Origin of the sequence: Fibrobacter sp. UWB13, from assembly GCF_900177805.1 — a bacterium.
In the GTDB taxonomy this organism is placed as follows: domain Bacteria; phylum Fibrobacterota; class Fibrobacteria; order Fibrobacterales; family Fibrobacteraceae; genus Fibrobacter.
Genome location: NZ_FXAX01000001.1, coordinates 2137956 through 2151969 on the forward strand (window position 1 = coordinate 2137956; position 14014 = coordinate 2151969).

Here is a 14014-nt window from a genome sequence, read left to right on the forward strand (position 1 = left end):
AGGAGCTCAAGCACCTACAGAAACATCATCAAAAGCACATTTCGCAAAAAGCTAATCACACTAGCTCACGCATATTTTTCTATTTTCGAGTCATGACTCTCGGAAGAATCAACAAGCTCGAAACGTTCGGATCGGTCGATGGACCGGGAATCCGGTTTGTCGTATTTTTGCAAGGCTGCCCGATGCGCTGCAAGTTCTGCCACAATCCAGAAACATGGGATTTCGGAACAAAAAGCGCAAACGGAACAGAGAACGGCTCATTCGAAATGAGCGCTGAAGACCTGCTAAAAAAAGCCGTGCGCTACAAGCCATATTGGGGAACCGATGGAGGTATTACCGTGAGTGGCGGCGAGCCACTCGCGCAAATCGACTTCATGATTGAATTCTTCGAAGCGGCAAAAGCGGCGGGAGTTCAAACATGCATCGACACTAGCGGAGTCACATTCAGGAGCACTGGCGAACAGTTTGCCAAGTTCGAACGATTGATGAAATCCACCGACCTCTTGCTCGTGGACATCAAGCACATCGACGCAGACGCGCACAAGGAACTCACAGGCCACGGTAACGAAAACATCATCGAGTTTTTCCGTTACCTCGACCGCATCCAAAAGCCCATCTGGATCCGTCACGTGCTCGTTCCGGGAATCAGCGACAACGACGAAGCGCTCACGCGCACCCGCGACTTCATCCGTACGCTAAGCAACGTCAAACGTGTCGAAGTTCTCCCCTACCATGCATTTGCCCTCAGCAAGTATCAAGAACTCGAAATCGACTACGCGCTCAAGGACACGCAAACGCCCACCGCCGACCGTGTCAAGAACGCCAACGAAATTCTCGAAACCGCCAAATATACCGGCTGGATGAAGAAATAGGAAGGATTGCGCTATACGAGATGGCGATCCCGGCACAAGGCCGGGATGACAGCGCAAAAAAGGAGATGCCCGCTCGGAGGCGGGCATGACAATGCAAAAAGACGAGGCGTGCAGCCCCGTCTTTAAATTTCAAATGAGATTTCGTCTAAAGCCTAGCGAGAGCAGGAATCAGCTTCGCGTAGCGTATTGTTATACGTGAGCGAAGCTGTGACGAACTATCGCGACGGCTTTCGGCGAAAGATCAGCCTTTAATGGCGTCGCCCATGCTAAACATCGGCATATACATTGCAATCAGGAGACCACCGACGGCGCCGCCCAAGAACACAATGATAATCGGTTCAATCATACTCACGACCGCATCGACAGCGGCGTCCACTTCTTCATCGTAGAAGTCCGCAAGCTTCAAAAGCATACCGCCAAGGTTACCAGTCTTTTCACCAACGCCCGTCATCTGGATCACCATGGGCGGGAAAATGCCTACTTCTTCCATCGGTTCGGCAATTGATTTACCGCCAGCAATACCAATCGATATCTTATAAATCGCCTTTTCCACAACTTTGTTACCTGCAGTAGACGCAACGACCTTTAGCGCATCCATCACAGACACACCAGCATTTAAAAGCGTTCCAAGCGTTCTCGAGAAACCCGCCGTTGCAGACTTAATCTGCAAATCACCAAGTTTCGGCAATTTCAACGTAAACTTGTCCATTGCAAATTGCGCTTGCGGTATTCGCATAATCATCTTATAAGCAAAGATGACAATGATAAGTGCAATAAAAATAAACGCACCATTGTTTCGTATAAAATCAGATATGTTCATCACAACCTGCGTCGGAGCAGGGAGTTCAGCGTCAAGGGCGGCGAACTGTTCAGCGAACGTCGGCACCACGAACGTCATAAGGGCAATCACAACGAGAATACCCACAATGATAACCATGATCGGGTACGTCAAAGCCTTTTTCACTTTACGTTTGAGGCGCTGGTTATTTTCGAGAGTTTCCGCCAGACGAGCGAGAATGCCTTCGAGAATACCGCCCGCTTCACCGGCAGCCACCATGTTACAATACAGGGAGTCAAAGACCTTCGGGTGCTGCGCCAAAGCATCAGCCAAAGAAGAACCACCGTTAATCGACTGCGTGAGCTTATGCACAACGCTCTTGAGCTCCGGGTTTTCACACTGAGCTTCAAGAATGTTCAAGCACTGAAGCATCGGAAGACCTGCCGAGCACATAGACGAGAACATACGCGTAAAACGGGTAATGTCTTCGGTCTTGATACCAGAACCAATCTTAATCTTGATTTCAGTCGGTTTCTTTTTAAGGCTCGTGATGACCAATCGACGACGGAGCAAGAGGGCTTCGGCTTCCGCCTTATCCTTCGCTTCGAGCGTACCTTCAAAGCTGTTGCCCTGTGAGTTTTGGGCCTTGTACAAAAATTCTGCCATCGATTACACCCCTTCCTTTACAAACAACTGTTCCAACTGATCCGGACTCGACGAGCGAGCCAGAGCATCGAAACGGTCGACCTTGTGGTTCTTGACAAGTTCGCACAAGCACATGTTCATCGTATTCATGCCAAACTTCTGACCAATTTCAATCATGGATTCAATCTGATGCACCTTGTCATCGCGGATCAAAGCGCGAATACCCGGCGTCACATTCATGACTTCGTACGCCATCACGCGACCGCCGCCAATTTTCGGCAAAAGGGTCTGACAGATAACGCCCTGGAGCACAAACGAAAGCTGCGTACGCACGGTCTGCTGTTCTCCCTTCGGGAAGGCGTCGACCACACGGTTAATCGTCTGCACACAGGAGTTTGTATGAAGCGTAGCAAACGTCAAGTGACCGGTTTCTGCAATCGTCAGTGCGGCACGGATCGTTTCCAAGTCACGCATTTCGCCGATGAGCACCACATCCGGGTCCTGACGGAGAGCCATCTTCAATGCCTGGGCAAAGCTATGTGTATCACTACCGACTTCACGCTGGTTGATCATGCAACCTTGATGCTTATGCAAAAATTCGATCGGGTCTTCGACCGTCAAGATGTGGTCGTGACGCTCCTTGTTGATCTTGTCGATCATTGCCGCCAGGGTCGTGGACTTACCAGAACCGGTAGCACCCGTCACAAGCACAAGTCCAGAAGGGCGGGTCGTGAATTCAGCCATGATCTTCGGGAGGCCGAGATCCTTGAACGTCTTAATATCCAGCGGAATAATACGGAGGGCAAGCGCCACGCAGCCACGCTGCAAGTAAGCGTTCGCACGGAAACGCGCAAGATTCGCAATACCGAATGAAAAGTCGCATTCCTTTTGCTGTTCAAAAGTCTTTTTCTGGGCTTCGTTCATCAAGCTGTAAGTCATACGCATGGTTTCGTCGGGCTTGAGCTTGTTCTCCCCAATGGGGGTAAGCTTGCCGGAAAGACGAATAAGAGGAGGTGCGCCGGCTGTAATATGCAAGTCGGACGCCCCACGTTTGACCATTTCTGCTAAAAGATCTTGAATGTTATATGCCATGCACTAGAATATAATTTAAAAAGCTCAAAAATTTCATAAATTCTTTATGCAATGCGTTCATCCACTTATAAAATTCTCGCATGGGTAGGGGCAATTATTTTCCTCGGTTTCGCGTTTTATGCGTTCGAGGCAAAATCCCGCTATAACCTGAACTTCCCAGAGACCGTTGCAAACTTCACGGCAGACGATGTAATGGGGGGCAAATCGGACTACGTAAGCGAGAAGGGGACAGCAACGCTTATTGTTTTGACCGCATCCTGGTGCCCATCCTGCCGGGCAGAACTTCCCATCCTCAAGCAGTTCCACGAGGAATTTGGGCCGAAGGGTCTCAAGATTTTGATGATCGACGAAGACGATTCCAAGAAGGTCGCCCGCAAGTACAAGAAAAGCATGGACATCCCGTGGACGATGCTCCACTGGAACTACGACGCACTCAAGGCGCTAGGAAGCCCGGGCGTGATTCCCGTAAGCTTTGTGGTCGATAAGGATGACAAGATCCAGCACGTCGATGTCGGAGTGCTCAACGAACTGAAGGTCCGACACGAACTAAAGCGACTGCTGGGACAGTAATACGAGATGGCGACCCCGTCCCCATTCGCGGATCATGACCACATAAGAACTAAAGTTCTAAGTGGTCAAAGAGAATAAATCCGGGGTGACAAGCCAAGTGACAACCAAGCGTTAAGCAATGGGGCTTGGGAAGAGGATCACGTCGGCAATTTTTTCTTTACCGAGGGCGAGCATGAACAGGCGGTCGAGTCCGAGCGCCACACCAGAGCAAGCTGGCATACCCGATTCAAGAGCTGCAAGGAACCGTTCGTCAATAGGCGGTAAGGGCTTGTTCATCCCCTTGCGGATTTCCAAATCAGCATAGAAACGGCGGCGCTGTTCCACCGGGTCCGTAAGCTCCGTGTAACCATTGCAAAGTTCCACCTGGTTCACGAAAAGCTCAAAGCGGCGAGCCCACGTATAGCCCTCAGCATCCACGTAAGTCTGCGCCAAAGCAGCCTGCGACGGCGGGTAATCCAAGATGAACTCGGGACCGTTACTAGCGAGTGCAGGTTCCACCAAGAAAACCATGAGATAGTCCCACCAGTCTTCGCGCGTGAGCGTTTCGCTCTTTTCGGGCACAGGAATCTCTCGAGCGCGGCAAGCATCCGCAAAGTCTGTAAGCTTTTCGCAAAACGGATTTACGCCAGCGTAATTCTTGAACGCATCAATCCAGCGGGTGCGGCGGGCATTTAGTTTGGTCCCAATGATTTCGCTCACAAGGTCTTCGACTTCGTCCATGAGTTTGTCCTGAATCATACCCACGCGGTACCATTCCACCATCGAGAACTCGTTGTTGTGGTGGCCGCCAAATTCATCCTTGCGGAAAGACTTTGTAATCTGAAAGATGTCACCGAACTTTGCCGCAAGCAAGCGCTTCATGTGAAATTCCGGGCTCGTCATCATGAACCGCTTCGGGTCTTCAATCTCAAAGTAATCGAGCTGCGGGTCCGTTCCGCCGTATGCAGAAAGCACAGGCGTCTCGACTTCGAGCGCATTACGACGAACAAAGAAATCACGGACACGGGCCATCAGCGCCTGGCGCTTGACCCAAGTTTCACGCGTGCAAGTGGGCGCAAACGCGCCCGAGTTCAAATTTTCCATTACTCAGCTCCGGCTACACAACGGACCGCAAGATAGAAACTCGGGTCCACGGAGATGGAGCCGACATCCTTATCGGAGCTGAACATTGTGCGAGCCTTGCCACGAGAATCTTCTTCGGAATCGGCTGTCCAGAAGTAGGCGCCCTCGCCCATCGTCGTGCAGACGCCGGTCTTGTTGGCGTAGCCACCGAACATGGCCGTGAATGCATAATCGTCGCTGCCGTTGCTCTTGAGTTTGAGCGCCGCTTCGCGTGCGCCACCGGCGTACTCTTCAAGCTTTTTCCAGTCTGTATCCGTGGCGAGATGGTAGCCTGCCGGGCAAGCCTTCTTGGCAGCTTCTTGCGTGTAGAGGCGACCGAACGTCTTGCAGTTCGCATCATCGCGGTCATAGCAAATCGAGCCATCCGGATCGTTGTAGTTCAAGTTCTCGACGAACCAGTCCACGCCACCGATTTCCTTGACCTTGTAAACTTGTTTGTCACGCTTGTCCACAAAGTTCTTGAACACCGGGCAGCGAGTGCTGAAGCCTGCTTCAGAAAGAATCGGATCGACCTTGCCCTTCCAAGCGGTGCAGAAGCGGAACAGCTGACCGCCCGGAAGCGAAGCGCCCTTATGCTTGGCAGCCCAAGTCTTCACGTAATGGAGGCCCGTCACAGCGGTATCAGGAATCGAGAGCACCTTGGCATACTTGCCAGCGAGTGCAGCATACGTCCCGGCAACAGACATCGGAGCCTTCCAGAAGCCATCGGAAAGACCTTCGCGCAAGCTTGCAAAAACCGGGGACGGCTTATAGACCTTGATTGTCTTATCGACCATCTGCTCCGGATTCTTTTTGCAGTTCACATCATGATTGATCGCCATCAAGGAATTAGCATCTTCCTTGCACTGGGCAATGCACTTTGTTCGTGCAGCGCCTTTCTTGGGGCACGGTTTCCAGACCGTGGTATCGACACTCACGAGAGACTGTTTTCCAAAGGCCTTCGTCTTCGTTGCAGCCTTAGCCACCTCGTCTAGCGTTTTGAGAGCCTTCGTACTCCCCTTTTCGCCATCGGCGAGCAAATACTTGATGACACCCGAGCAGGCGTTCGCGGCATTTGCCATCGAGCACACCTTCGGACCAAAGCCATACGCAAACTGGGACGGGCAAGCGGCAAACGCCTCATCCGGCATCTGCTTAAAATGCTTGCCATAAATGTTCGTTGCATTCTTTGCCGACATCTTGCCGCAATAGATTTCTTCGAGCTCGCCGGAATTGACAATCTTTTTAACCTTTTTCCAGTTGTTGGAATCAACGGCCTTGCGGAGCGCTTCTTGGGCAAAACTACCCTGTGCCAAAATTGCAGAACAAACCAAACTTGCTATAAAAAGATTCTTCATCTAAACCTCTTTTAAAACTTAACTGGATCCCTCGACTTCGCTCGGGATGACAAATCCTAAGTCGGGATGACATTCCTAAGTCGGGATGACTCTATGAATAGTTTTAATATATAACGAATTATAACCAATCCCTAATGAATAATCAAAAAAAATCTTGAACCCTAATAATATTTTACTTGAATTTGACTCCGGCTATAGAGGATTTCTATCTTTTGGATCATGAACGCAGAAGTCTTACGCAATGAATTCCCGATGTTGGTCGCAGGCGACAAAGAAGCAAAGCCGCTCGCCTTTTTGGACAGCACAGCCACAACCCAGAAGCCCGCAAGCGTCATCGACGCGATGGACGATTTTTACCGCGAGCACTACAGCTCCGTGAAGCGCGGGGTTTACCGCCTCAGCGCACGCACCACTGAAGCCTTTGAAAAGACCCGCAAAGACGTTGCGAAGTTTATCAACGCAAAATCCGAAGACGAAATCGTCTTTACTCGCGGCACCACCGAAAGCATCAATCTCGTTGCTTGGAGCTACGGACGCAAGTTCTTTGAAGCGGGCGATGAAATTTTAATCAGCGGTTTGGAACACCACGCAAACATTGTGAGCTGGCAGCTCGTCGCCGAAATGAAGGGTGCAAAGATCAAGGTCATTCCCGTCCGCGATGATGGCGATTTGGACTTGAGCAAGCTCCCCGAGCTCCTCACGCCACGCACCAAGATGGTCGCCGTCACCCACGTGAGCAACTCCGTCGGCACCGTGAACCCCATTGCAGAAATCATTGCAACCGTCCGGAGTCTCGCCCCGCAAGCAAAAGTTTTGATAGACGCCGCCCAGAGCTCTAGCCACATCAAGATTGACGTGCTGAAGCTCGACTGCGACTTCCTCGCTTTCAGCGGTCACAAGATGTACGGCCCGACCGGCATCGGCGTTCTTTACGGCAAGTACGACGTGCTCGACAGCATGCCGCCTTGGCATGGCGGTGGCGAAATGATCAAGAACGTCACGTTCGAAAAGACGACATACGCCGACGTCCCGGCACGCTTTGAAGCAGGCACGCCTGCCATTGCCGAAGTCATCGGTCTCGGAAAAGCTATCGAATGGCTAAACAACGTCGGCCTCGACAACATCCGCAAGCACGAAGAACAAATTACGCAGTACGCATTGAAGCAGCTCGCCGAAATCCCGCAAGTGAAAGTCCTCGGCAACCCGAAGGAACGCGGAGCGCTTATCAGCATTACGTTGGACGGAATTGCCGTCGGTGATGCCGCCATGATTCTCGACGAAGAAAACGTCGCCGTGCGTAGCGGACACCACTGCGCACAACCGGTGATGGACCGCTTTGGGCTAGATGCAACGCTCCGCCTGAGCTTTGGCGTGTACACACTCGAACGCGACATTGACCGTTTTGTTGCCGGCATCAAGCGCGTCGTCCGTCTGTTCGCCTAAATTCCGCCAGTTTTGCAGGATTCTCATGGGAATTGAAAAAGGCATTTTCAACCGCACATCGCTCCTTCTCGGAGACGATGTTATGGACTGTATCTACCAAAAACGCGTCATCATTTTTGGACTCGGCGGAGTCGGCAGCTGGTGTGCCGAAAGCCTGGTGCGTTCCGGCATCAAGGAACTCGTGCTCGTCGATTCTGACCGCGTGTGCGTCACCAACGTAAACCGCCAGCTGATGGCCACCACCAAAACCGTGGGCCAAGTCAAAGTCGAAGTGCTTAAAAACCGCTTGTTAGAAATCAATCCGCACGCAAACATCGTCGCATTGCAGGACATCTACGAAGAAGCGAATACGGACAAGTTCCAGCTAGACACATTCGATTACATCATCGACGCTATCGACAGCCTCGAAAACAAGATGCAGTTGCTTTGGCACGCCACGCACACCAAGGCAACCGTATTCTCGTCGATGGGAGCCGCCCTCAAGATGGACCCCACAAAAATCAAGGTCGCCGAATTCTGGAAGGTTACAGGTTGCCCGCTCGCACGCGCACTTCGCGACAAGTTCAAGCGAAAAAAATTGTGGCTCAAGAAAAAAGTACTTTGCGTTTATAGCGACGAACTCTTAAAAAATCGCGGTCAAAATTCTTCTTGCGGAACCGCCGCCTGCATGTGTCCTAAAGTCCGCCAAGAACGCAGCGAAGCGGAACTCAAGAACGCCGAACTTGTCGATCACGAATGGTGTAGCAGCAAGGCTCAAATCAACGGCACCATGGCACATGCCACGGCCATTTTCGGCTTTATGATTGCAGGTCTTGTGATGAACGACATTTATCAGAAAGCGCTAACGCAAGCTGAGTGATTTAACTTGTTCTTAACCTTTTTAACTTAATAAGTTAAATTAAAGTTAAATATCAATCTCATCTCGCGGATCTGTGAAAAACGAGTTATTCATAGTCAATACCAATCCAGACGTTTTGCGGGATTAGCATAAAGTGTTTCGGACTTTCGTTCGTTTCTTTTGCGGAGAATTCCACAACACCATTGGTAAAAGCTTTTACCGTTCTTTCTGAGTAAAAATCAGGGTACTTCGAAACCCAAGAAGTTGAATCCCATTCAGAACACGTAAAGCAACTAAGAAATTCGCGGAGCTTGGCGACCGTTACAGGAGATTCCGTGTCTTCGCAGCGATATTCAGCCACGTCGCAATAAAGAACAATATACGGAGAATCCTTTTTGCAACTGTTTACAAGCAGCCGGCAATGTTCCGTAGCAGCGAAATCATCCCATTCTTCGCCAACCTCGTCCTTGAAAACGTCAACATCTTCCCACACGGGACAATTACCGAGAGTTGCAACAATTCTCTCACTAAGTTCTTTGCCATGCACAACGCAAAACAGGTCTTTTGCTTTTAAAAATTCTTTGATAGTCATAAATCCTCTTTTTTTGAGACTATCAAGAATGTAGATTCAACGGACGACAATTAACGTCGTCCGACATACCAACAGAATTTAATTCGACAACAGCATCAAATCAAAATACATCATGCGAGTATGCAAAGCGGCAGACGATTCTATATTCCGATACCGACACTCCTGTTCTTCAGATGAAAACATGTACCGAAAGCCATTAGCCTCATAAAACGAAAGCGGAACAGGCTGATTGTACGCATCAACCACTAGATAACGACATCCAGTTTTGTTATCAGGATCAACAAACCACTGTTTGATATAATCAAGCAGTTCGCTTCCGACATGCTGTTTCTTAAAAGGTACACCTACACCAAGTCGACCTATCAACACAGCAGGATATATCAAATCCCGTTTTTCCCAAGGTAGATTTTTGCCTATCTGTTTCTTTCGTGCATTTGGAAGATAGTTCGTAAAAATACTTGCATTAGATACAGTAAAAGCACAAACTACATCTTTCAAAGTAGAAGAATCTACAAAAACATAGGTTTTACCCATCAGCTGTTGGCTATACTTAACGGCATCCCTAGAAAAGAACGAATCAAGGTCTTCGTTACCACAAGAAAAAGTATTACAACGATTTAAAACTGATGGAGTCAGAGCCGTGCGAATGCAATTAGATTCTAAAAAGGCCATTTTCCTTCAGCCCTTAGTTTAGCAATTCGTGCAGCATTGCGCATATCAAACCCACTCCACTCAGAATGTTGCCGAGTAAAGTCGATAGATCCGCGGTTACGTTCTGCCTCTTCCGCATTTTTCACGAAAGATTCCGCCACCGCATCCGTCAAAATTGGGATATTGCTAATTGCTAAGGCCATATTTGTTCTCCTAATATACATTTTACCGTTTCGATTTGCAATTCTAAATACCGCCGTTGCCGGAATCCAACTGAATACGAACGTGTTTTTTCTTGACTCATTTAGCCTCCTAGTTTTGAAAAAAGAAAAAGCATCCGAATTTTTTTCGGATGCCTGAGGCCTTTTCAAGGGTCATGCATTAATGTATCAATATTTGAATATAGTAGCAAGCGGCGATTTGTAACTTTACTGTAAAATAAATTACAGCCCCAGCCGGCGTCCTTGATGGTCATCTTTGTTGGCGATTTCTTCAAGCATGTTCTGCATAATCAGTTCTCGCGTGCGCAAGTCGGCGGGAACGTAGACAAGTTTACGGCGAACATTCTGAAAATCGCTAATGGACACATTATCGCAAGCAAGAACTTCTCTTGGGCATTTATCCCCAAAAAACGATGTCCATGTTTTCGAAACCTGCTTAGAGTCCATATAGTCAAACGCCAGCTTCAGCTGAAAACGCCGACGGATTGCCCAATCCAAAACATTCTCGTAATTCGTCGCCGCGATAAGCATTCCGTTGAAAGAATCCATTTGGCATATAAACTCATTTACCAAAGTCACTTCCCAGTGATTTTTTGCATTGCCACGATTTTCAAAGAAGCTATCAGCCTCGTCAATGAAGAGAATAGCATCGCTCTGTTCAGCTTCTCTGAACATTTCACGAATGTTGCGTTCCGTATCGCCCACAATTCCGCCAAGGATATCGCTTGCACGCTTCACAAGCAAATCTCGACCAAGAATATCTTGAGCAATATGCTTTGCATAAGCCGACTTCCCTGTTCCCGGAGGACCGTACAAAAAGATGTTCAAGTTTTCTCTACGTCCATTCAATTTCGAAGATCGCCATTGCGCATCAAAATTTTTAAGCATCGGAATGACATAGTCAATATTCTTTATATCCCCGCTAGAAATGCGGACGCATTCCATATTGTATTCAAATTCTTTCGTCTTTTGCGAGCCCATCGATATGCCCAAAAGTTTGGCATGAGACGACGCAATTTCACGAACCACATTCAACGGGGAAAAATCCACCGCCTGCATCCGCTGTGCCTGACGAACCGCCAAAGTAATGCTCCCCGCCATTACAGGAATTTCCTTGGCAATATTCTCTATTTCGTCGTTGCACAAAATCGATTCAGCCTGCTGCGCTTTAAGAACAGACTGCCAAATTGCAACACGTTCCTTATTGCTGAACGTGAAAAATTCCAGCGAATAGTCAAACCGACGACGAGTACTATTTTCAATACACGCAATATTATTCGTAATCCAAATAACAGGTGTTTTCAGATTTTCAAAAATGATATTCAGCAAACCTTTCTCCGCCTGATTCAAAACCAAATCAGCCTCATCCATCAGGATTATACCACCACTCCGTTCACATTCCCAATCGGCAAGCAACATAGAACGCAAACGAGTCTGCAAAAGAGATTCCTTATCCATAGATTCATCGCCCATGCCCACAGCAAGCAAAGGGACATTCAATTCCTGAGCAAGCGCTTTCGCAAGTTCCGTTTTTCCCGTCCCTTCACGACCGTAAAAAAGGATATTGAGCGGAGAACCCTTCTGATGAGTTTTCAGCATCTGCAAAACAAAAGGTGCCTGCGGATTCGTCTTGGCAATTTGAGCATAATCAACACAAGGCTTTGGCGCCGTTTTCAAATCCATAATCCTTGACATATCCGAAAATCCATACAAGAAATCGCTTACCTCGCTCGCCAAATACAGTTCACGCCGCTTGATTTTCAAGTCTGAATTTCGATTTGTTTCCTCCATACGCACCAACTGAAACTTGATAAGCGCGCTCTCCTTTGAACAGAGCTCATGCAACGTTTCCGGCTCCAACCCCGCAATCAAAGAAATTCGCCTAAGCGATCCCCGTTCGGATGGATCAAAGTAATCGAACATCTTTGAAATCTTTTCAACCTTAAAAAACATGTTATGATGATCGCGAAGCCATAAATACAGCACAAGATCCAAGGCTTCATCCGAAAGATGGAAAAGACGCTTCAATTCAAAAGCCCTCTGCATCGACACATCGCTTTCATCGCATCCGCCAGCAAGCCAATTTGCGGAACACTCTTGAATCGACAGAGAGAGCAACTGACGTGTATAGGCATCACCATCGCCCCAATGAGCAACAAAGTCCAGGAAATGCCTAGCAAAAATGATTCTTCGGCTTTTATGGAATTCTTCGAGAAGGTCCTTTGCCTTGTACCACTTATTCTCAATCTCCGTCGTAATTCCAGTAGGAAGTTCAATGCGTTCACGGGCTTCATACACTCTATCCAAAAAAGTCGCAACGCATTCATCTGTTATATACTTGTCGCAAAAGACCCGACAATCCCCATCTAGATAATACCGCATAAAGCGGCTCCAAAATTCCATAATTTTCAAGTCTATAAAAGTCGGCTGACCGCTCAGAGACTTTTCAGAGACACCTTCTTTACCAAGCATTTCGCGCTTATTTTTAAAGTAATTTTCGATTGTATTTTCGTAATGTAACTGCATGGTTTTAACCTCAATTTTGCACCATGCAATATAAAAGAAACGCACGACAATTAATGTCGTGCGAGAAAATTTTTAAAAGATTACATTAAAGCTCATGTTAATTCATTTGCTTCTTTCTTTTCCTTTGCCTTGTTTACAATTTCTATAGCTTTTTTGTACACATCATATAATCCATCTACAATTTGACCATCATTTCCATCTATAGATTTTACAATAACGCACCATTTATCTTTCGGAGGTTCATGTGTTTTTCTTGGATTATTGAAGTATTTTTCTATCAAAGATTCATACAAATCTATTCTTTGTTTTTGCCCATCCCATTGCCATATAGTTAGCGAAATGTTAAATAATCCATCAGCAAAGCCAGCCTCTATTCCCAACTCGTATTTAGAATTATTTTTTTCAAAACAGTCTCGCAAATAATGCCATCCTTGCCAATCACCTATCTCCAAATTGATATTTTCTTTTTCAGCTAGAAGTTTTTTAATAATATCAATATGTTGATTTTTTTCGTTTTTCTGCTCTTCCTGAAACTGATTCCTTCTTGTAATCAAACTATCTAGAATTCTATTATTTTCGTCATTAAGAAAGAAATCTTTTTCTTCTGCAGTAAAATCAGACATACAGCCTCCCTTTCTGTCTAAAAATAAGATGAAATCGGTTAAATAAGAAAGATATTTAGAATTACATTGAGTTACATAAGCTCCTAAATTTCGTTTTAACTTTTCTAGAAATTCTCTATAATAAATGGTTTTGAAATTAGGATTTACATCCTTATACTCAGCCTTTTCACACAAAGCCAAAAGAATGCACACCGTATGTAAATTAAGAGATTCGCGCTCTTTCTTTACATAATTATAATAATCTTGAAAATCATTATCCGGAGGAGCATCAATTTTATTTTCAATGCATACTTTTAAGCAATCTGTTGTTAAAAGCAAATCAATACGATTGCCATTCTCAGTATATTTTTCTGTTTCAGCAAAAACGCTTCGAGTATACAAGATGTTTTTCTTGTCAAAATTTTCGATTTCAGCAGAATACTTTTCTTGATAAACCTCAAGAAGAGTATCAAAAAAAAGTGTTCCAACCCCATGCGGATTTCTAGTATCAAAGAAAAAAGCGAACAATCTCGAACATATTTCTTCAAGTCGATTCCACGGATATTTGCAAAGTTCCAAGTAAGTCGGCTCATACATCGGCTTGGGAAGAAATTTGTTAAACTTGTTAAGAAGTTCTTTAAACTTTTCAAGCTGATTTTCATCTTTTTCCATAAATAAATCCTTTTGACATTAAATATGAATATATCAGACTATCAAGAATGTAG

General features: G+C 46.8%; 13 protein-coding genes. 4 read left to right on the forward strand and 9 right to left on the reverse strand.

Annotation, left to right across the window (positions count from 1 at the left end):
• Window positions 1-92: 92 nt before the first annotated feature.
• A complete protein-coding gene (gene pflA, locus B9Y77_RS08905) occupies window positions 93-872 on the forward strand; it encodes a pyruvate formate-lyase-activating protein (protein ID WP_085491279.1) in 780 nt (259 codons plus the stop codon).
• Window positions 873-1113: 241 nt separating this feature from the next.
• Here pflA and B9Y77_RS08910 read toward each other — a convergent pair whose 3' ends face one another.
• On the reverse strand, window positions 1114-2316 hold the full coding sequence (locus B9Y77_RS08910; protein ID WP_073423745.1) for a type II secretion system F family protein: 1203 nt from the start codon (window positions 2314-2316) through the stop codon (window positions 1114-1116).
• A gap of 3 nt (window positions 2317-2319) precedes the next feature.
• Entirely contained in the window at window positions 2320-3387 is a 1068-nt protein-coding gene (locus B9Y77_RS08915; RefSeq protein WP_073423746.1) for a type IV pilus twitching motility protein PilT, read from the reverse strand.
• 51 nt (window positions 3388-3438) lie between these two features.
• On the opposite strand from B9Y77_RS08915, the gene B9Y77_RS08920 reads away from it, so the two are divergent.
• Window positions 3439-3957, forward strand: coding sequence for a TlpA family protein disulfide reductase (locus B9Y77_RS08920; RefSeq protein ID WP_085491280.1), 519 nt, complete (start codon window positions 3439-3441; stop codon window positions 3955-3957).
• Between the two features lie 111 nt (window positions 3958-4068).
• On the opposite strand, the gene epmA is transcribed toward B9Y77_RS08920, so the two are convergent.
• The gene (gene epmA / locus B9Y77_RS08925; protein ID WP_085491281.1) at window positions 4069-5040 is read right to left on the reverse strand and encodes an EF-P lysine aminoacylase EpmA; all 972 of its coding nucleotides are present in this window, start codon (window positions 5038-5040) and stop codon (window positions 4069-4071) included.
• Entirely contained in the window at window positions 5040-6416 is a 1377-nt protein-coding gene (locus B9Y77_RS08930) for an FISUMP domain-containing protein (RefSeq protein ID WP_085491282.1), read from the reverse strand. Before B9Y77_RS08930 ends, epmA begins: the two co-directional genes overlap by 1 nt.
• Window positions 6417-6635: 219 nt before the next feature.
• On the opposite strand from B9Y77_RS08930, the gene B9Y77_RS08935 reads away from it, so the two are divergent.
• Window positions 6636-7859, forward strand: a complete 1224-nt coding sequence (locus B9Y77_RS08935) for an aminotransferase class V-fold PLP-dependent enzyme (protein ID WP_085491283.1) — start codon at window positions 6636-6638, stop codon at window positions 7857-7859.
• A gap of 25 nt (window positions 7860-7884) precedes the next feature.
• Window positions 7885-8718 carry a tRNA threonylcarbamoyladenosine dehydratase gene (locus tag B9Y77_RS08940; protein WP_085491284.1) on the forward strand — a complete coding sequence of 278 codons (834 nt, stop codon included), beginning with the start codon at window positions 7885-7887 and terminating at the stop codon, window positions 8716-8718.
• Window positions 8719-8803: 85 nt separating this feature from the next.
• On the opposite strand, the gene B9Y77_RS08945 is transcribed toward B9Y77_RS08940, so the two are convergent.
• The 5 genes from B9Y77_RS08945 to B9Y77_RS08965 form a co-directional block, all read right to left on the reverse strand.
• Entirely contained in the window at window positions 8804-9289 is a 486-nt protein-coding gene (locus B9Y77_RS08945; protein ID WP_085491285.1) for a hypothetical protein, read from the reverse strand.
• 78 nt (window positions 9290-9367) lie between these two features.
• Window positions 9368-9961, reverse strand: coding sequence for an N-acetyltransferase (locus tag B9Y77_RS08950; protein WP_085491286.1), 594 nt, complete (start codon window positions 9959-9961; stop codon window positions 9368-9370).
• The gene (locus B9Y77_RS08955; protein WP_015731907.1) at window positions 9949-10143 is read right to left on the reverse strand and encodes a hypothetical protein; all 195 of its coding nucleotides are present in this window, start codon (window positions 10141-10143) and stop codon (window positions 9949-9951) included. The genes B9Y77_RS08950 and B9Y77_RS08955 overlap by 13 nt, the downstream gene beginning before the upstream one ends.
• Window positions 10144-10383: 240 nt before the next feature.
• Window positions 10384-12687 carry an AAA family ATPase gene (locus B9Y77_RS08960; protein WP_085491287.1) on the reverse strand — a complete coding sequence of 768 codons (2304 nt, stop codon included), beginning with the start codon at window positions 12685-12687 and terminating at the stop codon, window positions 10384-10386.
• A gap of 92 nt (window positions 12688-12779) precedes the next feature.
• Window positions 12780-13961, reverse strand: a complete 1182-nt coding sequence (locus B9Y77_RS08965) for a PD-(D/E)XK nuclease family protein (RefSeq protein ID WP_085491288.1) — start codon at window positions 13959-13961, stop codon at window positions 12780-12782.
• Window positions 13962-14014: the final 53 nt, after the last annotated feature.

Excerpts from the sequence above, each read along its gene's own strand:
- B9Y77_RS08935 (WP_085491283.1), top strand. The coding sequence starts at position 6,636 with ATGAACGCAGAAGTCTTACGCAATGAATTCCCGATGTTGGTCGCAGGC.
- B9Y77_RS08960 (WP_085491287.1), bottom strand. The coding sequence starts at position 12,687 with ATGCAGTTACATTACGAAAATACAATCGAAAATTACTTTAAAAATAAG.
- epmA (WP_085491281.1), bottom strand. The coding sequence starts at position 5,040 with ATGGAAAATTTGAACTCGGGCGCGTTTGCGCCCACTTGCACGCGTGAA.
- B9Y77_RS08950 (WP_085491286.1), bottom strand. The coding sequence starts at position 9,961 with ATGGCCTTTTTAGAATCTAATTGCATTCGCACGGCTCTGACTCCATCA.
- pflA (WP_085491279.1), top strand. The coding sequence starts at position 93 with ATGACTCTCGGAAGAATCAACAAGCTCGAAACGTTCGGATCGGTCGAT.
- B9Y77_RS08965 (WP_085491288.1), bottom strand. The coding sequence starts at position 13,961 with ATGGAAAAAGATGAAAATCAGCTTGAAAAGTTTAAAGAACTTCTTAAC.
- B9Y77_RS08930 (WP_085491282.1), bottom strand. The coding sequence starts at position 6,416 with ATGAAGAATCTTTTTATAGCAAGTTTGGTTTGTTCTGCAATTTTGGCA.
- B9Y77_RS08910 (WP_073423745.1), bottom strand. The coding sequence starts at position 2,316 with ATGGCAGAATTTTTGTACAAGGCCCAAAACTCACAGGGCAACAGCTTT.
- B9Y77_RS08920 (WP_085491280.1), top strand. The coding sequence starts at position 3,439 with ATGCGTTCATCCACTTATAAAATTCTCGCATGGGTAGGGGCAATTATT.
- B9Y77_RS08940 (WP_085491284.1), top strand. The coding sequence starts at position 7,885 with ATGGGAATTGAAAAAGGCATTTTCAACCGCACATCGCTCCTTCTCGGA.
- B9Y77_RS08915 (WP_073423746.1), bottom strand. The coding sequence starts at position 3,387 with ATGGCATATAACATTCAAGATCTTTTAGCAGAAATGGTCAAACGTGGG.
- B9Y77_RS08955 (WP_015731907.1), bottom strand. The coding sequence starts at position 10,143 with ATGGCCTTAGCAATTAGCAATATCCCAATTTTGACGGATGCGGTGGCG.
- B9Y77_RS08945 (WP_085491285.1), bottom strand. The coding sequence starts at position 9,289 with ATGACTATCAAAGAATTTTTAAAAGCAAAAGACCTGTTTTGCGTTGTG.